Genomic DNA, 26,817 nt, shown 5'->3' with positions numbered 1-26,817 from the left:
CTATAACCTTGCAAGCTTAATATTTTATGAATGACAGATAAAGATTCCCTTAATCCTTCTTAGATCTTAAACCGATCTACCAGCCCCTGTAGCTCCTTGGCACTTTGGGTATTCTCGTCAGCCACCGTAACTTCATGGAAAGTTTTCTCTACGATATCGGCAGTTTTTATCGCAATATCCTGGATACCGATAGCCCCCTCATTTACTGTAGCAGCCACTTCATTGACTGCAATAGATATACTGGATACCGCCATACTTAGATGATCGGCCGCAGTCTCGAATTGATTCATCAACATATTCACTGTAGTAGCATCTCTATTATATTGCTGACTCACCTCCGTTAAGCGCTCATAATCCCCAAGAACATTCTGGTCTATAAAAGCGAGTAACGCCTCTGAATTTTCCTTCATTAACTCAACAGAAGTATATACGCCGGAAACGACTCCTTGAATTCCAGCCGCTGTCTCTGACGATTTCTCAGCCAGCTTGCGGATTTCACCAGCTACAACAGCAAATCCTCTACCTGCCTCACCGGCTCTGGCCGCTTCAATCGCTGCATTTAAAGCAAGCAGATTGGTCTGACTAGTAATCGATAGAATCGTATCCGCCAGTACATTAATCTCTGAGATCGCATTCGACTGTTCAATTGCTTTTTCCATATCGATACGAACAGATTCATACACTCGCTTAGCATTATCCGTAGACTCTAACGCCTCATCTTGTAACACCATCGCCCGCTCACTGATCTGTTTGGAAACTTCAGCGCCTTCCTTCACATTACTGGAGATCTCGGACACATTAATATCAATTTCAGTAATCGCTGCCGTCATCTCTTGTGTTGAAGCTGCTGTCTCCTCCATCCCAGCCGATAGCTGCTGTGTAGTTGCTGAATTGTCATGTGCATTCTCTCGAACATCTATGGACAGCTTCTCAAGCGTTTCCGCATTATCTAGCACTCTGCTTGAGATCGTAATTAGACTGCCAGCCATATCACGAAGAATAGCACGTGTGCGGAGCATTGCTTTGGCGATCGTCCCGGTTTCATCCTTATTTTTCGTCAGATACTCATACTGGGCGTCATACGTCAAATTCAGCTCTGCCGTTCTATTTATCAACTCTGTCAGTTTAACAATCGGTGAAGAGATTTTTTGGGCAAAATATAAAGCAATCAGCAATGCTATAATCAAACTTCCCGCACCTAACACCAGATTAAAGTTTCTCATCTCATTCACTGGCTTCGTAATTTCATCTAAATTAGCAGTTAACCCCAGCAACCAGTTGGTCTCCGGCATAACTGTATAGGCTGATTTTTTATCCACACCATTATATGTATAACTAAGAAGGCTATCTTCTACTTTTTCACCAGATTTCACACGCTTCACAACAGCCATGATTTGGTCATTGGCAACAGGTTGTCCTACCTGCTTCTTATCCGGATGATACAGTGTATTCCCGTTCTCATCGAGAAGATAAGCATACGAGGTCGTTGTATTTACTACTTTTGCATCTGCCAAATACTTAATCATACTATCTGCTGAAACCGCTGAAGCCACATATCCAATCATCTTTCCATTACTCTTAACAGGATGCACAAAAGCCACCACATAAGCTCCAGTAGATTTCGATTTCAGCGTTTCACTAATTACCGGCGCCGCAGTCTCCATTACTTTCTTCGAATAATTTCTATCACTAAAATCCGTACCTATAAGCTTGATGTCACTGTCAGCCACAGCGATGCCCTTCATATCACTAACAAAAACATGTTCAAGGTTTCCTGCAGCCTCCACGATTTCCTGAAGGCTGATATTCACCTCATTCTGAAGCTTATCCCCTTTGCTAACTCCGCCGTTTCCTGCTTGAAGCAGCAATTCGACAATTTCCGACCTACCGGCAATAAGCTCAATACTTCTCTGCTCTTTCGAAATCATGGACGATATGGTCTGTGCTTTATTCGTATTGACCTGCTTCATTGAATTCTCAGTAAGACTCACAATCGCATGAGTTGACTTCAAATACGTAAATACTCCCATTACCGTTATACATAACAGGGTTACTCCTATCAACATAAATGATAGCTTAAGGCGAATCTTCATACGCTTCTCATCCTTCCGACAACTTGCTCATTCATGAACAAAGCAATTGTAAATAATACAATTACTATCGGATATCATGATAAATTAGTGAATATTGACTAAGCGAAAATACGGAAAATATCAAAAAATGTCGAATTATTGCATATAAATGAAAAAAATCTAGTTCTACAAGTTTGGACACTTTTTATGGAATAGTTAATAAGACCTGTTTTACCGCTGTGATGAAATAGGCTGTTCTGACTGGGAAACTGTATTCACTTGCGTGACTGCACCAGCCGTTAAGGCGCTTTTAGTTCTGTTCCGTAAAAATAGACCAGACATTGCGGCGAGTATTTGTTGAAATAACATTCCTGAAATAACAGGGAGTGCAACAGCCGGAGGGAAATATTTTACTGCGAGCACAGCCCCCGCGCTTAAATTACGCATGCCGGAATTAAATTGCACAGCCACAGAATCTTCATAGCTAAAGCGGAAACGGCGTGATACCAAGGCTCCGATTACATATCCAAGAACTACCGTTAAGAAAGTTACGCCAATAATAATCGCTAATTTACTATCCGGGTGTTTCAGATAACGAGCAATGCTGGCACCGTTAATAGAAACGACCATAAACAATCCAACCTTTACAAACGGGGAAAGCGGCGGTCCACATACCGTATTCACCTTGCCCTTTGTCCATTGATTCAGAAGCATACCGACCAGCGAAGGAATGACAACCATCCATAGGAGCCCTTTCATCATTTCCCCCAGCTGAATTTCCACACTTGCTCCCATGAGCAAATACAAGGTACCCGGAACGACAATCGGTGATACGAGTGTATCTATCAGAATAAGTGCCAAAGTCAGTGCAATATTCCCTCCATATATGGATACCCACACCACACTAACGACACCCGTAGGGATTGCGAACAGCAGTACAAATCCAGTCACAGTGTAGGGATCTTCTGGAAAGACAGCACTTGCAACGAGCCAGCCGATAAGCGGCATCACGATATGGAGAATGATCATCAACACTATCAGCTTCTGTGGTTTCAGCAGTACACCCAGCAGATCCTTGAGATTGGACTTCAAGCTTCCGATCAATGTCATAAAGGCGAAAATCCAAGGAACAAGACCTGTGAACGGTAGCAGTCTGCTTTCATTAAGTACGCCAACCACGATGGCAGTAGGTGTTAATAATGGCATGATTTTTTCGAGTACAACATTGGATTTGTTGAGTCCATTTCTTATATTCGTAAGCATGTGTCGCATACCATATGTATGGATGTCATACATTCCTTATCTGCAAATTTAAGTTGTAACCGCCTCTATAAGCTTACAGAGATCATACAGGACTTTCCATTAATCCACCACACAAAAAGGAACCAATTATTAAAATTGGCTCCTAGAAGTAATTTCTATAGAATCGCTAAACGGTTTAAACACCTTGCGGAAACAATGCGTCCAGTGCTGGGCATGGCAGTTTATCAAGGAACTGAGCCAAAGGCGCGGGCATGTTACTATACAAGTCCTTCAGTGAAGTCCCCTGATAAATGTTTCCGATAATAACCGGGTGGCACAATTCAGAGATCAAAATGTCCCCATTTCCATGTAGATGAAGCTGTTTCTTGCCCTCTATGCAGTGAGGAAAATAAACGCCCGGTTGCTCCTCGAAGCCAAGCGCATCCATAAAGCGGTCCATGCAGGTGAAATACAGGATTGTATCCTCTTTCTTCTGTGCTATCAGTTCACTTACAGCGTTCTTTAATTGTTCACGGGCAGCAATTGATTTCCAGCCGGTATGATCCATGATAATACTGTTCTGAATCTCATGTGTTCTGACGCCCATAGCATAGACATGATCACTAATTTCCTTCATGTTATCCTGCGTTTCACTGAACAATAGTGTCTCCAGCACCGTATCTACACTTGTGGCCGCGAACAAAGTAATGTTCTCTCTTATTTTCTCATAGATGCTTGGATGAATATTATAATAACGAGAGAACGCATCCGCTGTAGTAAAATTGAAGGAAATATGTATCGTCGTTAATCCGGCAGCGACCAATTGATCAATCCGTTCAGCATTTAAAAGACTGCCGTTAGAATTGAGCTGTGTCTGAATCCCTCTGGATGAGCAGTAGTTTACAATCTCTACACAGTCATCGAACTTTAATGTGACCTCGCCACCTGATAAACGCACTCTTTTTAGACCCGGAAGCTCTTCAAGAATCCGGATGACCTCTTTGGCTTTGATACTTTGTCCATCATTTCTATTATAAGCACAACAATAATCGCAGCGAAAATTACAGTTCGAGGTGACTCCTATTTCTAAGCCTTCCAGCTCATAAGTTAGCGGTTTGTCTAATTCCAATGCTTTATATCTCATACTCTAAAGTCCTCCTTTAAAAAATGAATTTGGTTCAAGAGTTCAACCTTAGAGATTATAAAGGTTTATGGCATAGGTTAATGTGAGGTTTATAACAGTCGAATATTTCATCTACTTAGCAATTACTCCAATTGATAACTCTCGTAATGTTTTCCTTCTTCGAAAAACTTACCACCTGATGGTATCCAAACGCTCTGGTGAATTTCCCTCTCATTTACTACTGAATAAATATAAATCCAACCTTTTTCGTTTTTAAATCTTACTTGTAAATGATAAGGATTATATTGTCTACCTACTTGTCGACTAATTTCCCATTCTTGATTAGGGTATCTCTCCTCCAAATAGTGATTGAGTTGTTCTGTTTTTCGGGATACTTGATAATCAATCCAGTAGGGGCGAATAGCGAAGGATAATAACAAAAGTACAGTGATTGAAGATACTATAATTAAACTAGGCTTCCTAATCTTACGGGGTAAAAACAAGGCTACTCCAAATAGAATGAGGACAAAAACAACCGAAAATATGATTTCTATTGCTGTAATTGGATGCAAAATAACCCTCCTCAGAATCATGTTGTTCGAAGTCCATGACCCATTTACTGGTCCACACCATTATTTTCCAGTATAATGTTTTATTGTAGGATTACAACTCATGCAGAACGCTTGAAAGGAGCCAAAAGATGAGGAGAATCATTCGAAATGCACTCATTATCCTAATATTCATATTTGTTACAGGCTGTACATCTAATGCCGATACGGTTGATACACCGCTGTACTCAGGAAAAGGCCTATCCGTAGGCGTTGTTGGCGAAGTCCCGAAAGTAAGAGAAGATCAGATCCGCTTCACCAGTATTTCCTTTGATGAATTAGAAGATTATACAAAGCTCTCCTCTAATTATGATGCCGTAATCATTATGAAGGAGCATCTGCAAGAAGCGGACGACAACAAGTATGTTAAAGTATATACGAAGGCAGGAATTCCTTTCTTCTTTATTGGAGCAACGAAATCATTTATGCCGTTTGTTCTTGAAGACGTATCGTATGAGCACTCTTCTTTAACAAATTTTAATAATAATATGTATGTCACAGGCTATTTCCATAATGGTGAAAAATTTAGATCTTGGGAATACGGTATTTATAACGACAAAGTAAATGAACCCAATATTAAATCTGTATATTCACAGATGTTCACCACCATCGAGTCCATTAAGAATGGTATGTATAAATAAAACAGGCTGCCAGATGGCAGCCTGTTTCTTTTCATATCACATTTCCTTACAATTCCACCGATTTCCCCATCTCATTCCAGACAGGCTGCCCAATCAAGCCCACGCGCCAGATCGCAATCCCTTTAAGACCATAACGTTTGGCAAGTCCAACCTTGGAATTCACTGAAGTTTCATTCTCACTATAAACGGAAATACCCAGAATCAGCTTATCCTTACTTACTTGCTGAAGTGCAAGCCGGATGCCTTCATCAACTAAACTCATCGGCTCTGGAATTTTTTTCTCTTTCAAATAATCATAAGACATAATGACCAAATCATCTGCTAGGCTGCCTAGCGTCTTGTAATCATAACCTTTATAAGAGCTGTTTAATGGATGAAGGATCACAGTAAGCTTAAGACCTGCTGCATGTACTTTTTGAGACAGATTCTTCACAAAAGCATTATAATCGGCTTGCACCTTTGCTTTATCCCCTGTTAAACCCAGTCCCTCAAGATCCAGCGTAACTCCTTGAAAGCCCTTTTGTGTAGCCAGATCGACAATTCCTGTAATCGTCTGCTCTTGAAGCACTTTATCTTCCAGGTTCTTCGTCAGCTCGGATGCAGTATCACCCGAAAAGACCATCAGATAAGGCGCTGTGCCCCCTGCTGCTGCATTTGAGATAATAGACTCTGGAGTTACATCCCCAGCAGCTTGGGGCCATCTAAAGTCAGTGCCTGTCGTGGTGAATTGTCCGGTTTTATCAATTCCGCTCCACCCAAAAGCTACAGCATCAAAGCTAGGAAGCAACGAAATTTCGCTGTATGAACTAAGCGCATAGAAACCCAGCTTATACATATCCGTCTTTGGTGAAGTGATTGAGACGGTCTTCGTCGCTTGATCCCATGCTACGCCCGCACCAAACTGCTGGCCGAAGAAGCTAAGCGGAATCATCGTGTTATTGCGGATCGTTTGCGGGGCAACCCCCAGCTTCACAACTTCGCCGTTTACGCCTGCATTTTTGCTACCCAGGGTCAAAGTTACCACTTTAGTACCCGCTGTATCCGTTTTGGTCGCGGTAATTTTCTTAAGCGCTTGATTCCACTCTACGTTGATCCCCAATGCTTCAGATATCGCTCGGAATGGGACCATCGTGGTTCCGTTCATCACAACAGGCTCTACTGGAAACGGTAGTGCATAACCATCCAGCATAATACTAACTCCCCCAGCAGGGGCTGCTTGTGTAGTATTTTGGAATACAGCTGTAGTGCCGCCTAGCGAAATCGCCAGACATAAGACTAATTTACCAATCCGTTTGTTCATGACTGTTAAGTCTCCCATCTTCCATGATATGAAGTGTAATCTCTTAAACTCTTTATATGTCTTCTACCATTTTACCAAAGATTATCCAATTGTAAAATTAATAGATTGTCATCTATGAGCTTCGATATTATTTTTCACATCAGAAGAAGTCGACTAAACTACATAAACACGCTCAAAAAGGTCCCCACCGCTCGTTCAACATCTACATCCACAGCGACTTGTATAGGGCTACCCACTTTTGGCTGAGCCCGCAAATCCGCTACGACCATTCCCGATGTAAACTCACCTTTGTGCTCCACGCGAACATTCATTTCTTTGTAAGTTACAAGGTCTGGTTGCAGCGCAACCATAAGTGCGAGCGGATCATGCAGCGGTGCACTGTTAATCAAAAAGTTCGCTTCACGGTAGAAATTAAAATAATGAGTAAGCGATTGTTCCATAAACGAAATGATCGCTTTATTTTCTTCACGTCCAAAACGATTTAATAAATCAATATGCTCTTGAGTGATCCGCGTCTTAAGCGTAACGTCTAAACCCACCATCATAACGGGAAGTCCAGATGTAAATACATGATCAGCAGCTTCAGGGTCTCCAGCAATATTCGCTTCCGCAACCGGTGTTCTATTGCCGGGATTAAAGATCGTACCGCCCATCACCACTACTTTTTTCAAAGTATTCTTAATTCCAGGGTCCATATCAAGCGCCATCGAGAGGTTGGTTAGATGTGCCAGTGTAACTAATACAATTTCTCCGGGATTCTCATTAGCCATCCGAACAATAAACTCAGATGCAGTTTCGCTAATGGGACGCTGGCTAGATGGTGCAATTTCCACATTACCAATGCCGTTCTCACCATGCACATGAGTGGCGTAACCTGAGTGCTCACGAACGAGTGCCTTGGATGCTCCGATCGCTACAGGAATTTCGTAATCTGGTTTAGCAAGCTCAATCAGTCGCAGTGAATTGTCAGCTGCCTTCTCGACATCAATATTCCCAAAAACAGTTGTAATTCCTTCTACAATTACATTTGGAGCACGCAAGGCATATAGAATTGCTAGTGCGTCGTCAATCCCTGTGTCTGCATCAATAATAATTCGTGTTTTACTCATTTATGTTCTCTCCCATTTGTGCAATGTCGTATGGATTATCATATCACGGCCTATCAGGACGCTCAATTTTATTCATTTGCTGTTCTTTAAAAGTATGAATAAAACTTTCAGGATCACACTCTACCAAATAAGCATATACGCCCTTACTCGTATGTAGATAGAACATACCTCCAGTATCCCCCATTGAGCGATAGGACATATCTAAAATATCTTTTATTGGAAATTCACGATGACGAGTTACAATTCTATCTTTGTACAGATACATTAGCCTATTACACGGAAAACTTCGTTGTTCTCCATCCTTGATTTCCCGCTGTATCTTATAATACGGAAGCTGAGCTACCCATTTCATTTGAAGTCCTCCTGCTTGACGTAATGGACTCCATTTTATTATTCTTTTTACCCTTTTGCAAAATAAAGAAGCTCGACGATCCCCTTAGAAGGAATCATCAAGCTTCAGAAATATCTGTTATTTCGTTGTATAAGCTGCTGCTGCTCGGCAAAAGCGTTCTAACGCTTCAACTAGAATAGATCTAGGACAAGCTAGATTGATCCGCAGATGACCTTGTCCCTCAGTTCCAAAAACAGAACCTTCATTAAAAGCGACTTTAGCCTCTTTGTACATTAACTGTTTAAGCCCATCAATATCCAGATTCAGCCCACGGCAGTCTACCCATAGCAGGTAGGTGCCTTGCGGTTGCATCACTTGGACCTGTGGCAAATGCTCCGACAGATAGCTAATCGCATAATCCACATTACCTGAAACGTACTCTAAAAGCTCATCCAACCATTCTTCTCCTTCATTATAAGCAGCTTGTACTGCATCTTGAGCGAAGAAGCTAGCCATATGTAAGCTCAGGGCTTTCATTTTTTGATCAAACTTAAGTTTCAATTCCGGATTCGAAGACACGATAAAAGAAGATTGAATGCCCGGAAGATTGAAGGTTTTAGTCGCGGCAAGTGTGGTAAGGGTAATATTTGCAATTTCTTCTGATAAGGATGCAAAAGGGATATGCTCATAGCCCGGAAGCGCCAAATCACAATGAATCTCATCGGAAATTACAGTCACGCCGTAACGCAGACAGAGTTCACCAAGCTTCAGCAGTTCTTCTCTTTCCCATACTCGACCACCCGGATTATGCGGACTGCATAAGAGCAGCAGCTTTGCTCCGCCTTGCATCAGAACTTCCAATTGCTCATAGTCCATCTCGAAGCGTCCATTTCGGATCACAAGCGGATTCTTGGCAACCTTCCGATCATTCATTTTGATGACATCATAGAAAGGATAATAAACTGGCGACTGTAAAATAACCTCGTCTCCCGGCTCGGTAAACAGCTCAACGGAAAGACTTAAGGAAGTTACAATTCCGGGAGAGTCCGAAATCCATTCCGATTTAATTTCCCAATCATGCCGTCTTCTGAACCACGACGTGATAGCTTCTTTATAAGAGTCACTAGGTACACTGTAACCGTAAACTCCTTGTTCTGCGCGGCGCAGAATCGCTTCCTTCACTGCGGGAGGACTTTCAAAATCCATGTCTGCCACCCAAAGCGGCATAATATCTTTCTCACCAAACAACTTCTCGGACTGGTCCCACTTGTAAGAACGTGTATTACGGCGGTCAATTACGCGATCGAAATCATACTTCAATTAAAGTCACCTCATCCTTATAAACTTGTCCCTTATTGTATCATGAGGAGGAGGATATCGCACTCTGGATAAAAAGAACGCACTTGCGAAAGTGCGTCCTCCTTAACTCACATACAGCTATTTGTTATTGCAGCCATTCTTGTAAATGCGCTGCCACAAATTCGTCATCCACCAGATGGGGATAGTCCCTGTGCACTCTGTTTATTTCCTCCACTTGCCCCGGTGATAATTGCTCCTCCGGATTTAGACACCATAACCCTTCAAGCAATCCTTGCAGGCGAAGCACCTCATGAATACCCGGGATACAGCCATGAAAATGATGCGCAGGATCAAATATCGCCGCATTGCTATCCGTCACTTCAGCCCCGAGCGTCAGCCAATGGGATGCCAACGAGGGTTCATTTCGGACCTTTTTAATCTCATTAAGCAGCTGTACTGCTTTGCTCGTCCAGACTGCCCAGTGACCGAGTAGGCCGCCGACTATTTTTTTCTCAACGGGCTTGCCGTTCACCATAAATCGGAAGGTCGTGAGCAGATCGCTGACAATATTATCATCATTTCCGGTGTACAGAGCAATTTCTTCGCTACGGCTGGATTCAAGCACAGCTCTGACTACATCCAGCGTCTGATAACGATTGAATGGCGCCATTTTGATGGCGATTACGCCTTCTATTTCAGCGAATGCCTTCCAAAAATCAAAACTTAGAATTCGTCCTCCCACCGACGGCTGAAGGTAGAAACCAAACACCGGAATCACATCTGCCACTCTGCGTGTTCGTTCCAGCAATTCTTCCTCACTCAAGGTTTGCAGGCCTCCCATGCTGAGCAGTCCCGCTTCATAACCAAAGCTTGCGGCAAGGCGCGCTTCAAGAACAGCCTGCTCCGTCCCACCGCAAATACCCGCTACTTTCATAAATGGACGATCTAACTGGGCACGTTCCACCTCTTCCGCGGCTAGGCGCAACACAGGCTCCAGTAGTCCTACTTCCGGGTTCCTGATCTCGAATTGAGTGGAATGCACGGCAACCGCGATTCCACCCGCCCCGGAAGCAACATAATAACGGGTAAGCGCCCGTTGACGTTGCTCATCCAGCTTGCGCTCTTTAGTTAAGGCGAGAGGATGTGCAGGAATAGCCAATCCATCATGAAGCGCGGCATGTAATTCCGAAGTCAAAGGTACTCTTGTCAGTGTCATTAATATTTGCCCTCCCGCTCCTGAAAATGCGTAGGTTTATTCCAGGTTTCTCCACCTTGTCCTACCCAATCACCAATCCAGTCAATCATTTCAGCCAGCGATACCCTTGGATAGCCGAAGGTAGCAGCGGCTTTTGCCGCGTTACTTAGCAGTGCGGTAGGTGCTTCTTCACCTGTAAAGATCGGCTCTATGCCTAACTTTCGGCCAAATTCATTCGCAGCCCAGCGCAGTGACAATGTCTCTGGTCCGGTAATGTTCATGAAATTAGGCGGTGAACTGCAACGTAGCAATGCTCGCAATGCGATTTCATTCGCATCCCCTTGCCAGATCACATTGGCATGACCCATCGTGATATCAATGGGAAGACCTTCTCTAACCGATCGAGCAAGCTCCAGTAACACACCATACCGCAGATCAATGGCGTAATTCAGCCGATAAATGAACATCGGCGTTCCATTTTTATGAGAGAAATGTTCAAAAATACGCTCCCGTCCCAGACAGGATTGCCCATACTCGCCATTCGCGTTCGGAGAAGTTCTCTCCGTTGCTCCTCCTTGACTGACCGGAGTAAACGGGTAGACATTGCCTGTAGAGAACACAACCATTCGTGAATTATGGAACCGTTCCGCTACACGTCCCGGCAGATAAGCATTCATCATCCAAGTAAAATGTTCATTCCCGGTCGTGCCAAATTTATTTCCGGCCATATAGAGAATATTTTGGGTTTCAGGGAGTGCCTGCAACGCTTTATCGTCAGACAAATCAGCGGAGATAATCTCGACACCAGCCTCTTCGAGTTCTCGTCTCAGCTCTTTATTCGAGAAGCGGGAAACGCCGATGACTTTCTTGTCGATCCCCGCTTGACGAATCGCATTCATCGCCAGCCTTGCGAGACTGGGTCCCATTTTGCCCCCCACGCCTAGTAGCATAATATCTCCATCGAGCTGGCTAAGTTCCTCAATCAGCGCTGCTGATGGACTAGCCAAGCGATCCTCCAACTCTTGAACGGTTCGCATCATTGAACTCTCCTCTCCGTTGACTCTGGTCTGTCGCTTTTACCACAAGCGACCTATAGATTGGTGTAATTGGAAACGCTGCTTGCTGCAATCGGAAGCCAAAATCGTGTTAATCAAATGCCAAGCTTGCTTCGATTAGAAACCAACTAGCTATATTCACAAACCATGCTCGCCGCAACCGGAAACTAACTAGCTACATTCTGCAAACCAGCTTCTACATTCGCAATCCATGCTCGCTGCAATCTGGAACCAACTAGCTACATTCGCAAACCAGCTGCTACATTAGCAATCCATGCTCGCTGCAATCGGAAACTAACTAGCTACATTCACAAACCAGCTGCTACATTCGCAATCCATTCTCGCCGAAATCGGAAACTAACTATCTTATTGCAGAAAGTGCAATAGAATCTCCAAATTCTTAGCTAAAAAATGAATCTATTGCACTTCATACATCAGATTCCGGCCATTAGCTCGTTTAATGGTGATTATCTGAAATTCCATTGCAGAAAGTGCAATAGAATCAAATTTCAGCCACTCTAGAGCAGAATCTATTGCATAAAATGCAATCAAAGAAAACAAAGCAATTATCTCAGCTCAACCAATTCAGTCAGACAATCTAGTAAATTCATACTACCCCTTATCGTAGTGTGACTTAAGCGTTTGTCATGCAACCCGGCGTTTGGCAACTTCTATCGGACACCTTTAACTCTATGCGCCTCGCGGAAATATCCAACTTAATTTCATCGTCACCTTGCACAAGAGCTAGCATTCCGCCATAGATATGTGCGATTTGTTCGATACGCGCGATACTTGCGATATGCGCGATACTTGCGATATGCGCGATACATGCGATATAAGTGTATTTCATACACTTATTTCGACTTCTGTTCCCGTAGATGCCAGTTTAGTTGTATTCTCTGCAATTAAAAAACTAAAATGAGCCTACAGACAACGGTTTGTTGAAATTTAGTTGTATAAAGTGCAACTATTTCACATACGCAAGCATTAGATTACTTCGGGCGCGATTTCGAGCGTGCCGACTCCATCACGCCAAGCAATTCTTTCCTAAGCTCCGCAGGCAGCAGAAAGTCAAAATCACAGCCGAGGTTCGCTTGAAGCACACGCTCATGAAACAGCAAGCCATAACCCCTGTCGTAGTGCGGCTTAGGCGCTTGCCATGTAACTCGCCGTCGGGCCAATTCCTCATCGGACACCTTCAGCTCTAAGCGCCTCGCCGAAATATCCAGCTCGATTTCATCGCCATCCTGCACAAGAGCTAGCGTTCCGCCGATAGCCGCTTCCGGAGCCGCATGTACAATCAATGCGCCATAGGAAGTGCCGCTGATCCGAGCATCAGAGATGCGAACCATGTCGCGGATGCCCTGCTTCAGCAGTTTTTGCGGAATCGGGATTTGCCCGATTTCCGGCATCGCTGGGGCGCCCTTCGGTCCTGCGTTTTTAAGGACTAGCACGCTGTTCTCATCCACGACCAGATCAAGATCATCGATCCGCTCATTCAGATCGGACGGACTCTCGAACACTACTGCGCGTCCGATATGCTTTTTGAGATGAGCGGATACAGCGGTTTGCTTGATCAGCGCCCCATCCGGTGCCAGATTCCCGCGCAATACAGCAATTCCACCTTGGTTGTCCAGCGGCTCCTCCAAAGTACGAATCACATCTCTGTCCAGCGTTTCCGCCTGAACCAGATTTTCTGTTACCGTTCTGCCTGTTACTGTCAAGCAATCCCCGTGCAGCAGCGGCTCCAGCTCCTTCATTAGCGCAGGTACGCCACCTGCCTCAAAATATTCCTCCATCTGATATTTGCCTGAAGGACGCAGATTCAAAATGAACGGGGTCTGGCTACTAATCCGGTCAAACGTTTCTAACGGCAGCTTCATCCCGAGCCGCTGGGAGATCGCAACAAGATGGATGATTGCGTTCGTCGATCCACCGCTCGCCATCGTAACTGTGATCGCATTCTCGATCGCCGCCGCAGTCATAATGTCGCGAGGACGGATGCCCTGACGAACTAGCTCTACAATCTGCTTGCCCGTCCGCTCGGACATATGTCTGCGTCTGCTGTCCGGCGCCGGGATAGCTGCACAGCCTGGTAACGCCATACCGATCGCTTCGGCAATCGAGGCCATAGTGCTGGCGGTGCCCATCACCATGCAGTGACCGTCACTTCGGCAAATTGCATTCTCTGCCACAGCCAGCGCTTCGTCACTAATATTTCCAGCTTTATGCTCCAGCGTAAAGCCATAACAATCTGTACATGCTCCAAGGCTACGCCCGCCCAGCCGGCCATTTAACATGGGACCGCCTGTCAGCACAATGGCTGGAATATTGGCGCTAGCGGCTGCCATCAACTGAGCGGGTACCGTTTTATCACACCCCCCAAGCAGCACTACGCCATCAATGGGATGCCCCTTCATCATTTCTTCCGTATCCATCGCCATCAAATTACGCAGCAGCATTGTTGTAGGCTTCACATAAGGCTCACCAATCGAGATCGTCGGGAATTCCATCGGTACTCCCCCTGCCTGCCAAACACCTCGCTTCACATAATCCAATAATTCATTAAAATGTGAATGACATTTATTCAGCTCACTGAAGGTGTTGCAAATACCGATTACGGGCTTGCGAATATCTTCTTCGGTATATCCCATAGACTTCGTAAAGGAACGATGGATAAATCCCCATAAATCCTTTTCTTGAAAATAGGCTTCACTCTTCAACTTTCCACCGAATTCGGCCTGCTTATCCTCGCTGTCCCTACGCTCCCCCATGATCCCATCTCCTTTTAACTACAACACTTATAGACCATGCACAAATCCCTCAGACAAAACCAAGAATCTCCGGTGTTAGACGATGCATGATGCTCTCAATAAACTCCTGCGGAATATGAGGAAGCTTCGTTCCCTCCACTAGATCATTGATATGGTACATAGCATCTAGCATCTTCTGCGTCCCAAAGAACGGATAATCTGACCCAAACAGTATTTTATCTTGCACCCCGTATTCCATAGCAGATACCAGGGCATTGTAGAACTGCCAAGGCCTGCTTCCTAACGCAGAAACGTCCATATACAGGTTAGGATGCTTACGCACCAATGAAATACATTCATCAATCCAGGGATGGCCCATATGCGCCACAATCATCTTCAGCTTCGGAAAAGCACGGGCAATCGGATCCAGCATCGCTGGTCTTGAAGCATCCAGATAACCCTCCGGCACAAAAGAAGTTCCCTGATGCCAAAGAATAGGTACATCCAGCTGTTCTGCTTTGGCATAGAGGGCATAATGCTTGGGATCTTCAGGATAAAAATTCTGATAAATAGGTGCAAGCTTCAGCCCTTTTAGCCCCATCTCACGAATCGCAGTCTCAAATTCAGCAACACAGTCCAGATGATTGGGATCTACACTCGCAAAACCGAATAACCGATCCGGATCCGTGCGACAGTAATCAGCGACATACGCATTAGGTACAACAAGTCCAGTTGCATGCGCAGCCATCGCCAGTACGATAGCACCAGAGAAACCATCCAAATTACGCCGGTGCTGCTCGGGGGTTGCTTCGATATTCATATCCGGGCCCCAAGCTCGTTTGATCGCCTCATCCGTAGGCCCTGAGACCATTCCCGGTCCAAACAAATGAGTATGACAATCGAAGATCATCCCCAGTCCCTCCTATTCACTAACCATCGTATTTGTAATGGCACCAAGCTTCTCAATCTGCACTGTGATCACATCACCAGCTTGTAAATAAATCTGTTCCTCTGGCGGGTAACCCATCACGACGCCTTCCGGTGTACCAGTCAGAATGATATCTCCCGGTGAAAGGGTCATACACTGGGACACATAGCTGACAATCTGCTTACAATTAAAAATCATGTCCGAAGTGTTGGAGTTCTGACGTAGTTCGCCATTCACTGTACACTGAATATCGAGCTGATTAGGATCACCCACTTCATCTGCAGTGACTAAGTACGGCCCAATAGGTGAAAATTTATCGCAAGACTTTCCTGCTAGCCATTGACTCGTCCGCATCTGTAAATCACGCGCCGACAAATCATTTGCAGCACAATACCCGAATACATAATCCAGTGCTTCTTCCTCAACCACATACTTCGCAGTTCGGCCGATGACGATGCCAAGCTCTGCTTCGTAGTCCACCTTGTGGCTGGCCCTCGGAAGCGGAACCTCCGAGTCATGTCCGGTCAGTGTATTGTTAAATTTATTGAACAGGATAGGATACTCGGGAATAGCCATCCCAGTCTCTTCGGCGTGCCGGCGGTAATTCAGACCAATACAGATGATTTTTCCAGGATCAGTAACGCAAGGGCCGAAGGTCAAATCTTCAACCTGCTTCAGCCAGGATGGATTCACCTCTTCATCAGGCAACTCATTTACAAAAATCCTCAGTTGGTTAAGTGCAGCCTCCCCACCAACAAGCAATTGATTAACCGTTACTGGAACCTCAGCCCGAGTGGATAATGCAATCTGTGCCGCCTCAATATCCACCACACCACGGTCGGTTAGAACGCCCATATGATCATCCTCTTTTTGCAAAAAGGTAATTAGCTTCATCTATATAACTCTCCTTTACTTTATGCATTTTTGCCGAAGACAAGGCCGCCATCCACGTATAGCGGTGAACCCATTACAAACTCAGACTCATCGGAGGCGAGAAACAGTGCCGCCCTGGCCACATCCTCAGGTTTGCCGAGCTCACCGCTAAGCTGTCTGCGCTTAATGGCTGCAACCGAAGCCTCCGGATCCAGAGACGCCTTCAAATAACCTTCTACAAACGGAGTCATAATCGTACCGGGCAGCAGCGCATTTATTCGAATGCCGTAAGGCGCATAATCGACTTGCATTGCTTTGGTTAAAGATAGAACTGCGCCCTTAGAGGCACTGTAGGAAGCACGCTCTGCAACTCCGATTTCGGCGATGCCAGAGGACATATTAATGATAGAACCCTTCTTGCTCTTCATCATATAAGGAAGAACAGCCTTGCAAGTTAAGAACACACCTGTCACATTGACCCGCATGACCCTCTCCCACACTTCCTCGGCAACCTCATGCACTGTACCTACACCACTGATCCCCGCATTATTAAAGAGGACATCGATTTGACCAAAAGCTTGGAATACCTGATCAGCCATTCCAGTAGTACTGCTTGCATCGGTAACATCACAGGGGATGAACAGCGCATTTCCGCCCGACGCCTTTATTTCAGCGACAGCGGCCTTTCCTGAATCTTCTTGGACATCGGCAATGACTACCGTGGCTCCTTCTGAAGCAAATAATACGGCTGTGCTTTTTCCAATTCCCGAGCCTGCTCCGGTGATAATGACGATCTTATCTTTGAGTCGCATCGCTTTGCCTCCTCATCCTACTCCTTAGCTTGAAATTTACCGGGCAGCAGACCACTCACCCCTGGCTTAGCCATAAACAATCCGCCTGCAAACGGATAATCTCGCAGTTCCTTCTCTTGCATCCCTATCCTTGCAGTTGTAATGTAGAGTTCCGTTAGATCGTCGCCTCCAAAAGCGCATGAGGTCACTAGAGGCGCTGGAACTCGAATGACTCCAAGCTGTTCACCTGTATCAGGGTTCCATCGAGATACACAGCCACCGCCCCAATGGGCGACCCAAAGCATACCTTCACGGTCTATTGTCATTCCGTCCGGATATCCACTCGTTGTAGGAATTTGAAATGCCATTCTTCGGTTATTTATCCTTCCAGACGCTTCCTCGTAATCAAACACATCCACTTGCCTAGTCGGCGTATCAATATAATACATCTTGCTTCGTGTGTAATCCCAAGCCATTCCGTTTGAGCAGCCGATGCCGGACAACAATTGGCGGGTGATCCCACCAGACTCCACGACGTAGAATCCTCCGGCTTTCGGCTCATCGTTCATACTCATCGTTCCCACCCACAGTCGTCCTTGTCGATCGCATTTCGCATCATTCGCTCTGTTGTGTAGAAGATCCGCTTCTATTGAAGTCAGCAGGATCGGCGATCCTTCAGCTCGAGAGAGGTAGACCCCATCTTCCATAGCCAATAGAATTCCTCCTGTTGTCGTAGGAATAGCTGCACTAACCATTTGTTCAAAAGAGCGAACGACTTCATCACCAGTGATCCGGTCGTAGATTCTAAGCTTCCTGCCCGTTATATCGACCCAATACAATTGATTGGATTCAGCATCCCAATGCGGCCCTTCACCAAGCTCAGCCTGAGCATCAATCATCAATTCTGCCTGAAATTCTGTACTTTCCAAAATATTCACTCCTTCTTCTATTTACAGCTCACTACCATTAGCCAAATGCCCGCCATCCACACGAATGGTTTCTCCAGTTACATAAGAAGCTTCGTCAGAAGCCAGAAAAAGAAATACATTAGCAGCTTCCCTTATCGTTGCCGCCCGCTTCATCGGTGTATGCTCCGAATACGCTGGGAGCTTCGAAGTTTCGCGCAGCTTACGGTCGAGAGGGGTATCCACAAATCCCGGTGCTACAGCATTTACGCGAATTCCATAAGACGCCAGCTCCACTGCCATCGATTCGGTTAGCAGTATAACAGCTGCCTTAGAAGCATTATAATGCGCGAGCTCGGAGCTTGCTGACAGACCATTTTTGGAGCTCATGTTAATAATAGTGCCTCCGCCGCCCTGAGAAATCATTTGCCTTGCGGCAAGCTGACCGATTAAGAAAATAGCCTTTACGTTGATATCAAATACTGCATTCCAATGCTCAACCGAGATGTCGAGAAAGTGTTCACGAAAGGCGATTCCGGCGTTGTTCACTACAATATCTATCCCGCCGAATCTTTCAAAGGCTCGGGCAACAGATTGTTCCAGCTGTGCCACATCGCGAAGATCACAAACCTCCACTGCGCCTTTATCACCATAATCCTTCATGGTTTCTAGTGCAGTAAGAAGCTCACCCTCACTCCGGTCCAGCAACACCACCTGAGCACCTTCTTCCAGAAATCGAAGGGCAATTCCTAGTCCAATTCCTCTTGCTGCACCTGTGACCAGCGCTCTTTTGCCAGCCAGCCTCATGTTTATCACCCCCTCAGTTCTTGATCAGAGCACCCCGTATTTATCATAGACCTGCCGTAAGGTGTATCCTTCGAGCAGTTCATCGCGTGTATGGTTCTCACGAGTCACCTTATCCATAGCCAATTGGAACACTTCATCGATGATGGCGCCCGGTATCACAACGATACCATCACGGTCACCAAAGATCACATCTCCGGGATGGACCATCACGCCACCGCATAGCACTGGAATGTCATAATCAATAACAATCCCACGCCCTTGAGAATCAACAGGTTTGGTCCCGGTAGCAAAGACAGGAAAGCCAAGCTCCAGAATTTTAGCAGTATCACGGATTAGTCCATCTACAATGGCTCCGCGGCCACCTCTCATTTTGGAAGCCGTAGACAATAGCTCTCCCCACAGTCCGTTCTGCCGCGATTCATTCGTGCAGCCGATGACAATCTCACCAGGCTTAACGCTGTCCACCGCCTCAATCTCCTTCGTGTACGGATCTTCCGGCAAATGATGAATATCCACAGACAGAATGGTCTTTGCTCTTCCGGCAACGATCCAGGTAGGATCTATCGGGTTAATATTTTCACGCATCACCTGATTACGATAGCCCAATTGATCCAACGTATCAGAGATTACCGCAGAGTAGAGCTTTTCACACATACTATCGAACAATTCCTGATCCTTCATAGGCGGTTCCATCCTCCTCAAAGTTTTGTGCTGCTTACAGCATCCTCATTTATTTAAACGCACCGGTTGGCCTGCATGAGCAGATTGATAAGCGGTAAGTGCAACCTCTGTGGATCGGAGTCCATCTATTCCCGAAATTGGTACCTCCACCCCTTCTAGAAGCGCCTGTACAAAAGCCTTCAGCATCAGTTCATTCATGTCATCCCCCCAGAAGGACCAGTTCCCTTTGCCAGATGCTCTTCCGTATACATTGTTTTTTTGGTTAAAAGCATCTATGGAGATGACACCTTTAGTTCCAATGATTTCTAGGGTCACATCCCCCCATGTGGGGAAGCCGGGATTGCGTGACCAGCTAGGATCCAGCACTCCGAACACACCATTCTCAAAAGTTACATGCACCATTCCAGCATCATCGATCGTCCGCTTGCACTCTGAATCAAATAAGGTATCCGCATAGGCATACACCTGTTCTACAGAAGAACCAGAGAACCAGTTCATCAGATCCATCACATGCACAGTGTGATCTAGAACAGCACCGCCTCCCGATAGGTCTTCATCAGAGAACCATCTAGGTCCCGGAAAAGAACCTCTGTTAGTTCCTTTAAAAGCGATAATTTCACCAATATCGCCGCGATCTAGTGATTCCTTAGCCCGCACAACCGGAGTGAGGAAGCGGCAAGGAAAGGCTGTCATAAGCTGTACTCCCTCTTCAGAGCAGACCGAAATCATGCGTTCCATTTCTTCCACTGACAGACCTAGCGGCTTCTCGCACAGTACATGCTTGCCCGCTCGGGCTGAAGCGATGGTTAGCTCAGCATGATAGACATTTTCCGAGCAAATAATTACGGCATCTATATTCGAGTCTTCCAGAAGTTCCTTGTAGTTAGCATAATAGGGAATCGAATGACGTTCTGCGAGCGCCTGTGTGCGCTCCGGCACCTCATCAGCAATTCCACTGACCGTCACTTCAGACATGTGCAGTAAACTTGCCAAATAGTCAAAAGCATGCGCATGCGCGAAACTGATCATGCCAATATTCAAACGGCTCATTATATATCCCCCTTCACTTCAAGCTTCACCGGTTGATGGGTCATTGCCGATTGCTGAGCGGCTTCAGCCCAACGTACAGCTTCCAGCGCATCCTGCGCAGTGACTATCGGCTCTTCCTCACTTGTTAGACAGCTTAGAAAATGCTCCAGTTCCAAATAATACGGATCCTTCAGCAGCACACTCGAAGGCGTCTCCACAAATCCCGATGTAGAGCCCGTCGTTATCGACTTGCGAATATGCAGACTTTCGCCATCCCCGGTCCCGCCTGAGATGATTCCTTCCGCATCCGCATATTCAAAAGAGGAGTGGAACGACCCTGGATACCCCCAAAATGCTTCAAGCTGAGCAATGGTTCCATTCTTAAACCGGAATGTAGCTGAGGCATAATTTATATCTTCCGACTGATGTTGGAACGCATACACTTCACGGGCTTCACCAAAAGCCCCACGAATGTAGTCAATGTCGTGAATCATTAAATCCATAATGACGCCACCGCTAAGAAATGGATCCCGAAACCACGCTTGCACGTTTCCGGGATGTGAACCCGCCCGTTTAGCATGGTATATTCCGCCTTGAACACTGCCAAGCTGCGTTATTCCCTCCGCAAGCTGTCTATAAGAAGGAAAGAAACGAACGACATGGCCCACAAACAAACGTACACCGCGCTCGTTGCAGTAACTAATTGCTTCTTCCGCTTCTTGCGAAGTGAGTGCGAGCGGCTTCTCACAGATCACATGCGCTCCATGGTCAGCCGCAATCCGTACCAGTTCTACATGCAAATAAGTCGGCACAGCAATACTGACCACCTCTGGCTTTACCTGCTCGAGCATTTCTTGTACAGATGTAAAATAGCTAACGCCCACTAAAGTTCCTAGCACCTCAGCGGCTTTTTCAACGATGTCACATACGGCGACAAGCTCAGCTTCGGGCATGGACTTGTAGCGATCCGCATGAACAGTCCCCATGCCACCGCATCCAATCACTGCTGTCCTAATCAATACACTACACTCCTTTCAGATTGTGCTTTCCTTTACAGACGAACATCAGCACCGCTTACCCGGCTTTCGTTGGCCGCTTCGATGAAGCGAATCAACTCTAGTGTTAGGGAAGTTCGTACCGGTGGAGAGTCCCCTCGCGCCATAGCTATAAATTTCTTTAGTAATTGCTGATGTCCTGCGTTGTAATTTGCTCCGAGCGCGTTAATTCCGTTGCTCCCCCGTTCACGGTGCAATACGATATAGAAATCAGAGCCGCCTGTACGATTTCCGCGGATCGTCCCGATTCGCCCGTCCTTCCACTGGCCGACTACCCATTCTTGCGCATCGTTACTGACGGCACGTACGCAATGGCAACCTTCTCCAAGAGCGGCATATAACATCTCAGCAGCGTGTATACCATACCAGAATAACCCCGGTTGTGTCGGCTGAAGATCGAGTGGTCCAGTGCAATCCGCACCTAGAATAGCACCTGCACTTTCATCCTCTAAGAGGGCTACCAGCGGTCCACCGAAACGTAGCAAAGAGCTGGAGAAAAATGGCGTTCCATACCTCTCCGCCAATTCCACAATCACCTTCGCATCTTCAGAAGAAACCGCTAACGGCTTGTCAATGAATACTGGCTTTCCGTAAGGAGCCAGCACCGCAAATTGTTCCTTGTGCACTCTCCCATCTACAGAAGTCAATAGAATCGCATGGGATCTCTCCGCAACTTCTTCTATAGAATCGAGCAATTCAACCCCATAGCGCTCCTGCAATTCAGTGCTAATCGGTCTCACACGTGAATAGCTTAGCTCGAAATCAAGAGAACCCCCCGGATAACCGCAGTGGAGCCTGCCACCCGGAATATATAGCGGATGAGATTCATCATTTAGCAGCGCCGCGAAAATCCTGCTATGTGAAGTGTCCATTCCTACCATACCGATCTGCAACTCTTCCATTTCAACAACACCTCTTATTCGGTTGACAGCCCCATGGAGTGATCCACTTATTTAAGAATTAAACGTTCTTCTCTGAAACGCTCAAGTAGTTCCATGTATTCTTTTCCCACTTGTTCGATGCTGTAAGTAGTTCTAGCTTTCTGTTCTCCCAATGACTTCAAGCCTTCCCTCAGACTATTCTGCTCCAGCAGTGCGCTCAATCTGTCCACACACTCCTCTTCATTGCCTGATTCGTATAGGGAAACACTTAACAAACCATCCAATAATTCCGGCAACGCCCCTACACTCGGAACCACTACCGGACACCTGCAGGCCATCGCCTCCAGTACGGTCATCCCAAAAGATTCATTGGTCGTGGTACTAATATATACCCCACCATTCTGCGCAACCGATGAATAATAGCGATGCATCTCATCGTAATCCACTTTGGGAATCCACTTGAAATACTTAATCCCCTGCTGTTCCACCTTTACCATCAGCTGTTTCTTGATCTCATCGGGAGCAGTATATCCCCCAACAAGCATAAATTGCAGCTCTGGCATCTTGGCATTCAGCTTTCCAGCAATGTTCAAATAGGACGACCAGTTCTTGTGATCATCCAGTTTACCTACCCACAAAATAGTGACAGGCTCCTGCTCAATACCCGCTTCATACCGGAACAAATCGGTATCCAGGCAATTATTAATATGATAAGCACCCGCTATGCCGATACCGTCCAAATAATCCTTCATGTAAGCGGAGGGAGTGATCACAAAGTGAAAAGGCAAACTATCTTTCGTTGCGGCCAACTTCTGCAGGGGTTCGGAATAGGTGGTATGTACCTCATGAATAATAACCTTCCCCTCTTGTACAGGCCCAAGTGCTTCATACAGCTCGTAAGTATCAATTGTAATAATGACATCGAAATCATAGACTTCCATGTAGCTCTTAATTTCTTCAACCGTCCCTAGAATTCGGACATGCTCATAACCTTCAAAAGCGCTCGCCCCGCCGTAATCCTCTAGAAAAGCAAAATGCACTTCCGAGTGGTGCCGCAAAAATTTAAGTCTATTTGCAAGTTGAGTGGTTACCCCACCCAGAATACAGAATTTATAAAAATATAAGATTCTCATCATCCCTCACCCTTCGCCAAGGATTGTGCAGACCTTACTTGTGCATCCGATACAATGCTGTAGTTCTTGCAAAAAACAGATCACCCTCACGGTCCATCGTCAGCAGCCGCGCATCGTCATTCAACACCTCAAGCTCCTTACTCCGCACATCAAACTTGAACAAGCGATTCATCGACACGCCGTACAGCATGCCTTCCTTGTAGAGCAATTCATTGCCGCTACGCCAAAAATGAGTCACATCATTCCAGTCCATGGAGAACAAAGAGTAAGTCTTTACAGTAAGCTTAAGCTGTGGATCGAACCGAAATAACTTACCTGCCGTCAAACCCCAAAGATGCCCTGCATCATCTAGAACCAAAGCAGAAATAGCCCTTTCCCCTTGCACCGGTACACCTTCCCATACTTTGCAGCGCTTCTCTAGATCCCAAATCATTAGAGAGGCATCCGCACGCTGAGGAGCAATCCCAAGTCCACCCCAGACGGACCCTCCAGCAAACAATAGCTGATCTCTACAGGTCAAGGACACCACACTCTGCAGCGGCAAAAGATTTCTAAACACCTCACGTGCACCGCTAGCAGGATTGTACAGTGTCAACGCTCCTCCATGCCGACCATAGGAAGGAACCGTTCCAATCGCGAGCTCTTCTCCTGCCCAAGCCCAAGCAAAAGGGCGGTCCTGCTCCTCTTCCTGTAAGGAAAATAGCAGTTCTGGATTCTCACCCGGCTTCCAGTCCCTGTTCGGGTCATACTTAAAAATATTTGCTCGCGGATAAACGCCTAAATATAAACAACCACTTCCAGCTATCATCCCTTCGGTCTGGCCAATGCCCCGATATGAAATGATCTCGTCGGCTGCCTTATCGAATCTGGCCAGCCCACCTGCGAAATACCCTCCGATATAAAGAGCATCGTCAGGCCCGTAGGTCATGGACTGTAAATGGACCGATTGACCTTGCAGACCGAAGTCCATCACCATATGTCGATCCGTCACCGGATCGTAAATCCAGCAACTCCCGTCCCTGTATACACCAGTTAAGCAGCGTGCATTCGGATTTAGAGCATGGTTATTCAGCCATCCATAGTCTCCCGCCGGCTCCGGCATAGCTAGGGAAGTAACGAACAGGCTTCCAGTCCGGATATCATATCGCTGCAAATAGTCATCTTTAATGAAGTACACATTTCCCAACGCATCCGGCGGCGAAACACTAAGTCCACTCACATGATCCAGAGTTTCGCCCCACGCCTGTAGTTCCAGATCATAAATGTACAATTTTGCAGACGGTGTGATCCGGGCAAATAGCTTGCCCTGAACGATATTTAAGTCATAGACCAGCTGTTCACCCTGACATTCATCTGGCATCCCAATTTCCGAGCGTTCACCCGAAGCCGTATCCAGTACAACAATATGTGGGGTTTGTGTTCCAACTCCCACATAGAGCTTACCGTTCCATGCTTCCATAGAACGAGCATACTGTTCTCCAGTCACCATTACCCCGTAATCTCTAAACACTGCTGTCACTGGATCATACTGGAACACTTTCCCACCAGGATAACATCCTCCATAGACCCTTCCTTGTTCATCCGCTGCCAACCGCCACGTATAGAATTCACCGGGAATCATCTCACCCAGGTTCTCCACACCATTTTCATGAGTGAACCTGTACAAAATGCCGCTTCCCCCGATATACACTCCGCTAGTTGTTAAGACTACACCCCAGCAATGATCCGAGCCTTCGAGCGCATAACGTTCTGGCGCTTGTTCGCCGCTAGGATCCAGAACAAACAATATGCATGGACTACCAGAAGAAACAGCATATATCCGGTCTGCTCCTTGCCATGTTCCATAAGCCGTGGCCCAAACCGCCACACCGTCCAGTGGCTCACCGATCCGCAGCGTCTTCATCTGCTCCCGCCTTCTTTTGCCAGCTGTTCCTTCACCTTCACTTCCGCCCCAGAAACTGCCGCAGGATAAGCTAATACTGCTCCCAACAAATCCACTGGATCCTCTGCATAACGCCTAAAGGCTTCTTCACAACGCTCGACCGGGAATATCGCACTAATTAATGGTTTAACCTGAATATCGCCTTCGGAGATTAACCGAATATATTCAGCCATATTACGTCCTTCTGTCCATCGTACGTAGCCATAAGGGTAGTCAATCCCCTGCCGCTCATAGATAGGATCATATCGTCCGGGACCGCCGGCTCTAGAAATCAGCACTTGAGCTTCCTTACCGAACATCAGATCACGAGAGAAATCCGGTTTAATATCTCCAACCAATAGTACCTTTCCGCGATCCCGTACCCACTCTAGTGCTTGATCAATAAGGTCGCCGGTTTTGCCGCCTGCACAGACGATGACTGCATCTGCTCCCATGTCCTCCGTCAGGTTAGCAAGATGTTCCTTTACCTTCTCTGTGCTAGTAGCGATATGTCTAATCCCCAATCTTTCGGCCATCTCACAGCGCTCTGCAAGTAAATCATAGACAATCACTCGGCATCCTGCCGCCTTAGCGATCTGCGCAATCAACTGCCCAAGAATTCCGGCACCGATCAATACAAGTGTCTCTCCAAACTGCGGTGCAACCTGCCTTACCGCATGTACTGCAATAGCTCCAAGCCCTACTGTCGATGCTTCCTCCGAACTTACATGATCAGGAATGGGCACCATCAGATGCTGAGGCATTAGCAGCCATTCTGCATGCTTCGCATAAGGACCGCCGTAACAAGCTACCCGAAGACCCTCAGGCCAGTGCTCCATTCCTTTCCCACGTGTTCGGATTACACCTGCTGCACTGTATCCAAGTACAATTTGTTGCGTACGGTGCAGGCCATTCATCATCATTTCCGTTCCGGGGCTAATTGCCGAATATTCAGTCTGGACTAGTACAAATCCATCTTCAATGACTGGTGTCAGAACATCCGACATGCGAATCTGTCCTTCCTGAGATATTACCGCCTTCATATGTCTTCTCCTCCCGACTGCTTCAGAAACGATTCCGTCACA

Annotated in this window: 24 protein-coding genes; 1 reads left to right on the top strand and 23 read right to left on the bottom strand. The window is 46.3% G+C overall.

Going from position 1 to position 26,817, the window contains the following annotated elements:
• Positions 1 to 59: 59 nt before the first annotated feature.
• From ACN6MV_RS10315 to ACN6MV_RS10300, 4 genes are all read right to left on the bottom strand, one after another.
• The gene (locus ACN6MV_RS10315; protein WP_419886292.1) at positions 60 to 2,093 is read right to left on the bottom strand and encodes a methyl-accepting chemotaxis protein; all 2,034 of its coding nucleotides are present in this window, start codon (positions 2,091 to 2,093) and stop codon (positions 60 to 62) included.
• A 210-nt stretch (positions 2,094 to 2,303) separates the two neighbouring features.
• Positions 2,304 to 3,335 carry a bile acid:sodium symporter family protein gene (locus ACN6MV_RS10310; protein WP_375102527.1) on the bottom strand — a complete coding sequence of 344 codons (1,032 nt, stop codon included), beginning with the start codon at positions 3,333 to 3,335 and terminating at the stop codon, positions 2,304 to 2,306.
• A gap of 175 nt (positions 3,336 to 3,510) precedes the next feature.
• The gene (locus tag ACN6MV_RS10305; protein WP_042126219.1) at positions 3,511 to 4,458 is read right to left on the bottom strand and encodes a radical SAM protein; all 948 of its coding nucleotides are present in this window, start codon (positions 4,456 to 4,458) and stop codon (positions 3,511 to 3,513) included.
• A 122-nt stretch (positions 4,459 to 4,580) separates the two neighbouring features.
• Positions 4,581 to 5,009 carry a hypothetical protein gene (locus ACN6MV_RS10300; protein ID WP_419886291.1) on the bottom strand — a complete coding sequence of 143 codons (429 nt, stop codon included), beginning with the start codon at positions 5,007 to 5,009 and terminating at the stop codon, positions 4,581 to 4,583.
• A gap of 128 nt (positions 5,010 to 5,137) precedes the next feature.
• Between ACN6MV_RS10300 and ACN6MV_RS10295 the strand changes: the two genes are divergently transcribed.
• A complete protein-coding gene (locus ACN6MV_RS10295; RefSeq protein ID WP_042126215.1) occupies positions 5,138 to 5,686 on the top strand; it encodes a hypothetical protein in 549 nt (182 codons plus the stop codon).
• Positions 5,687 to 5,732: 46 nt separating this feature from the next.
• Here ACN6MV_RS10295 and ACN6MV_RS10290 read toward each other — a convergent pair whose 3' ends face one another.
• The 19 genes from ACN6MV_RS10290 to ACN6MV_RS10200 all read right to left on the bottom strand — a co-directional run bounded on the left by ACN6MV_RS10290 (position 5,733) and on the right by ACN6MV_RS10200 (position 26,775).
• Positions 5,733 to 6,986, bottom strand: coding sequence for a stalk domain-containing protein (locus tag ACN6MV_RS10290; RefSeq protein WP_339290222.1), 1,254 nt, complete (start codon positions 6,984 to 6,986; stop codon positions 5,733 to 5,735).
• A gap of 158 nt (positions 6,987 to 7,144) precedes the next feature.
• Positions 7,145 to 8,095, bottom strand: coding sequence for a nucleoside hydrolase (locus ACN6MV_RS10285; RefSeq protein ID WP_042126214.1), 951 nt, complete (start codon positions 8,093 to 8,095; stop codon positions 7,145 to 7,147).
• Positions 8,096 to 8,138: 43 nt separating this feature from the next.
• Positions 8,139 to 8,447 (bottom strand): hypothetical protein, encoded by a 309-nt coding sequence (locus ACN6MV_RS10280; RefSeq protein WP_419886290.1) that lies wholly within the window; start codon positions 8,445 to 8,447, stop codon positions 8,139 to 8,141.
• 117 nt (positions 8,448 to 8,564) lie between these two features.
• Entirely contained in the window at positions 8,565 to 9,746 is a 1,182-nt protein-coding gene (locus ACN6MV_RS10275; protein WP_076120049.1) for a MalY/PatB family protein, read from the bottom strand.
• Between the two features lie 124 nt (positions 9,747 to 9,870).
• Positions 9,871 to 10,941, bottom strand: a complete 1,071-nt coding sequence (locus ACN6MV_RS10270; protein WP_419886289.1) for a dihydrodipicolinate synthase family protein — start codon at positions 10,939 to 10,941, stop codon at positions 9,871 to 9,873.
• Positions 10,941 to 11,957: an NAD-dependent epimerase/dehydratase family protein gene (locus ACN6MV_RS10265; RefSeq protein ID WP_419886740.1), complete on the bottom strand. Its 1,017-nt coding sequence runs from the start codon at positions 11,955 to 11,957 to the stop codon at positions 10,941 to 10,943. Before ACN6MV_RS10265 ends, ACN6MV_RS10270 begins: the two co-directional genes overlap by 1 nt.
• A 1,010-nt stretch (positions 11,958 to 12,967) precedes the next feature.
• A complete protein-coding gene (locus tag ACN6MV_RS10260) occupies positions 12,968 to 14,749 on the bottom strand; it encodes an IlvD/Edd family dehydratase (protein ID WP_419886288.1) in 1,782 nt (593 codons plus the stop codon).
• A gap of 49 nt (positions 14,750 to 14,798) precedes the next feature.
• Positions 14,799 to 15,638 carry an amidohydrolase family protein gene (locus ACN6MV_RS10255; RefSeq protein ID WP_419886287.1) on the bottom strand — a complete coding sequence of 280 codons (840 nt, stop codon included), beginning with the start codon at positions 15,636 to 15,638 and terminating at the stop codon, positions 14,799 to 14,801.
• 12 nt (positions 15,639 to 15,650) lie between these two features.
• Positions 15,651 to 16,550 carry a fumarylacetoacetate hydrolase family protein gene (locus tag ACN6MV_RS10250; protein WP_419886286.1) on the bottom strand — a complete coding sequence of 300 codons (900 nt, stop codon included), beginning with the start codon at positions 16,548 to 16,550 and terminating at the stop codon, positions 15,651 to 15,653.
• A gap of 20 nt (positions 16,551 to 16,570) precedes the next feature.
• The gene (locus ACN6MV_RS10245; RefSeq protein WP_339290210.1) at positions 16,571 to 17,341 is read right to left on the bottom strand and encodes a glucose 1-dehydrogenase; all 771 of its coding nucleotides are present in this window, start codon (positions 17,339 to 17,341) and stop codon (positions 16,571 to 16,573) included.
• Positions 17,342 to 17,358: 17 nt separating this feature from the next.
• Positions 17,359 to 18,249: an SMP-30/gluconolactonase/LRE family protein gene (locus tag ACN6MV_RS10240; RefSeq protein WP_419886285.1), complete on the bottom strand. Its 891-nt coding sequence runs from the start codon at positions 18,247 to 18,249 to the stop codon at positions 17,359 to 17,361.
• Between the two features lie 21 nt (positions 18,250 to 18,270).
• A complete protein-coding gene (locus tag ACN6MV_RS10235; protein ID WP_419886284.1) occupies positions 18,271 to 19,032 on the bottom strand; it encodes an SDR family NAD(P)-dependent oxidoreductase in 762 nt (253 codons plus the stop codon).
• A 24-nt stretch (positions 19,033 to 19,056) separates the two neighbouring features.
• The gene (locus ACN6MV_RS10230) at positions 19,057 to 19,713 is read right to left on the bottom strand and encodes an RraA family protein (protein ID WP_052404229.1); all 657 of its coding nucleotides are present in this window, start codon (positions 19,711 to 19,713) and stop codon (positions 19,057 to 19,059) included.
• 45 nt (positions 19,714 to 19,758) lie between these two features.
• Positions 19,759 to 20,763, bottom strand: a complete 1,005-nt coding sequence (locus tag ACN6MV_RS10225; protein ID WP_341053614.1) for a Gfo/Idh/MocA family oxidoreductase — start codon at positions 20,761 to 20,763, stop codon at positions 19,759 to 19,761.
• Positions 20,763 to 21,761, bottom strand: coding sequence for a Gfo/Idh/MocA family protein (locus ACN6MV_RS10220; protein WP_419886283.1), 999 nt, complete (start codon positions 21,759 to 21,761; stop codon positions 20,763 to 20,765). Before ACN6MV_RS10220 ends, ACN6MV_RS10225 begins: the two co-directional genes overlap by 1 nt.
• Positions 21,762 to 21,793: 32 nt before the next feature.
• Complete coding sequence (locus tag ACN6MV_RS10215; protein ID WP_419886282.1) at positions 21,794 to 22,699, bottom strand: Gfo/Idh/MocA family protein; 906 nt, start codon at positions 22,697 to 22,699, stop codon at positions 21,794 to 21,796.
• A 47-nt stretch (positions 22,700 to 22,746) separates the two neighbouring features.
• Positions 22,747 to 23,814, bottom strand: a complete 1,068-nt coding sequence (locus ACN6MV_RS10210) for a glycosyltransferase family 4 protein (RefSeq protein ID WP_419886281.1) — start codon at positions 23,812 to 23,814, stop codon at positions 22,747 to 22,749.
• Between the two features lie 31 nt (positions 23,815 to 23,845).
• A complete protein-coding gene (locus ACN6MV_RS10205) occupies positions 23,846 to 25,714 on the bottom strand; it encodes a WD40 repeat domain-containing protein (protein WP_419886280.1) in 1,869 nt (622 codons plus the stop codon).
• The gene (locus tag ACN6MV_RS10200) at positions 25,711 to 26,775 is read right to left on the bottom strand and encodes a zinc-dependent alcohol dehydrogenase (protein ID WP_042126184.1); all 1,065 of its coding nucleotides are present in this window, start codon (positions 26,773 to 26,775) and stop codon (positions 25,711 to 25,713) included. Before ACN6MV_RS10200 ends, ACN6MV_RS10205 begins: the two co-directional genes overlap by 4 nt.
• Positions 26,776 to 26,817: the final 42 nt, after the last annotated feature.

The sequence above is a fragment of the Paenibacillus sp. B-A-8 genome (assembly GCF_048572915.1).
Classification (GTDB): domain Bacteria; phylum Bacillota; class Bacilli; order Paenibacillales; family Paenibacillaceae; genus Paenibacillus_AQ.
Note: the sequence above shows the minus strand (reverse complement) of the source record. Positions and strands in the feature narration are given on the sequence as shown.

What these genes read in the sequence shown, in the direction of transcription:
- ACN6MV_RS10265 (WP_419886740.1), bottom strand. Translation starts at nt 11,957, where the DNA reads ATGCGAACCGTTCAAGAGTTGGAGGATCGCTTGGCTAGTCCATCAGCA.
- ACN6MV_RS10235 (WP_419886284.1), bottom strand. Translation starts at nt 19,032, where the DNA reads ATGAGGCTGGCTGGCAAAAGAGCGCTGGTCACAGGTGCAGCAAGAGGA.
- ACN6MV_RS10200 (WP_042126184.1), bottom strand. Translation starts at nt 26,775, where the DNA reads ATGAAGGCGGTAATATCTCAGGAAGGACAGATTCGCATGTCGGATGTT.
- ACN6MV_RS10315 (WP_419886292.1), bottom strand. Translation starts at nt 2,093, where the DNA reads ATGAAGATTCGCCTTAAGCTATCATTTATGTTGATAGGAGTAACCCTG.
- ACN6MV_RS10225 (WP_341053614.1), bottom strand. Translation starts at nt 20,763, where the DNA reads ATGAGCCGTTTGAATATTGGCATGATCAGTTTCGCGCATGCGCATGCT.
- ACN6MV_RS10290 (WP_339290222.1), bottom strand. Translation starts at nt 6,986, where the DNA reads ATGAACAAACGGATTGGTAAATTAGTCTTATGTCTGGCGATTTCGCTA.
- ACN6MV_RS10205 (WP_419886280.1), bottom strand. Translation starts at nt 25,714, where the DNA reads ATGAAGACGCTGCGGATCGGTGAGCCACTGGACGGTGTGGCGGTTTGG.
- ACN6MV_RS10280 (WP_419886290.1), bottom strand. Translation starts at nt 8,447, where the DNA reads ATGAAATGGGTAGCTCAGCTTCCGTATTATAAGATACAGCGGGAAATC.
- ACN6MV_RS10230 (WP_052404229.1), bottom strand. Translation starts at nt 19,713, where the DNA reads ATGAAGGATCAGGAATTGTTCGATAGTATGTGTGAAAAGCTCTACTCT.
- ACN6MV_RS10305 (WP_042126219.1), bottom strand. Translation starts at nt 4,458, where the DNA reads ATGAGATATAAAGCATTGGAATTAGACAAACCGCTAACTTATGAGCTG.
- ACN6MV_RS10285 (WP_042126214.1), bottom strand. Translation starts at nt 8,095, where the DNA reads ATGAGTAAAACACGAATTATTATTGATGCAGACACAGGGATTGACGAC.
- ACN6MV_RS10260 (WP_419886288.1), bottom strand. Translation starts at nt 14,749, where the DNA reads ATGGGGGAGCGTAGGGACAGCGAGGATAAGCAGGCCGAATTCGGTGGA.
- ACN6MV_RS10210 (WP_419886281.1), bottom strand. Translation starts at nt 23,814, where the DNA reads ATGATGAGAATCTTATATTTTTATAAATTCTGTATTCTGGGTGGGGTA.
- ACN6MV_RS10250 (WP_419886286.1), bottom strand. Translation starts at nt 16,550, where the DNA reads ATGAAGCTAATTACCTTTTTGCAAAAAGAGGATGATCATATGGGCGTT.
- ACN6MV_RS10295 (WP_042126215.1), top strand. Translation starts at nt 5,138, where the DNA reads ATGAGGAGAATCATTCGAAATGCACTCATTATCCTAATATTCATATTT.
- ACN6MV_RS10255 (WP_419886287.1), bottom strand. Translation starts at nt 15,638, where the DNA reads ATGATCTTCGATTGTCATACTCATTTGTTTGGACCGGGAATGGTCTCA.
- ACN6MV_RS10215 (WP_419886282.1), bottom strand. Translation starts at nt 22,699, where the DNA reads ATGGAAGAGTTGCAGATCGGTATGGTAGGAATGGACACTTCACATAGC.
- ACN6MV_RS10270 (WP_419886289.1), bottom strand. Translation starts at nt 10,941, where the DNA reads ATGACACTGACAAGAGTACCTTTGACTTCGGAATTACATGCCGCGCTT.
- ACN6MV_RS10245 (WP_339290210.1), bottom strand. Translation starts at nt 17,341, where the DNA reads ATGCGACTCAAAGATAAGATCGTCATTATCACCGGAGCAGGCTCGGGA.
- ACN6MV_RS10310 (WP_375102527.1), bottom strand. Translation starts at nt 3,335, where the DNA reads ATGCTTACGAATATAAGAAATGGACTCAACAAATCCAATGTTGTACTC.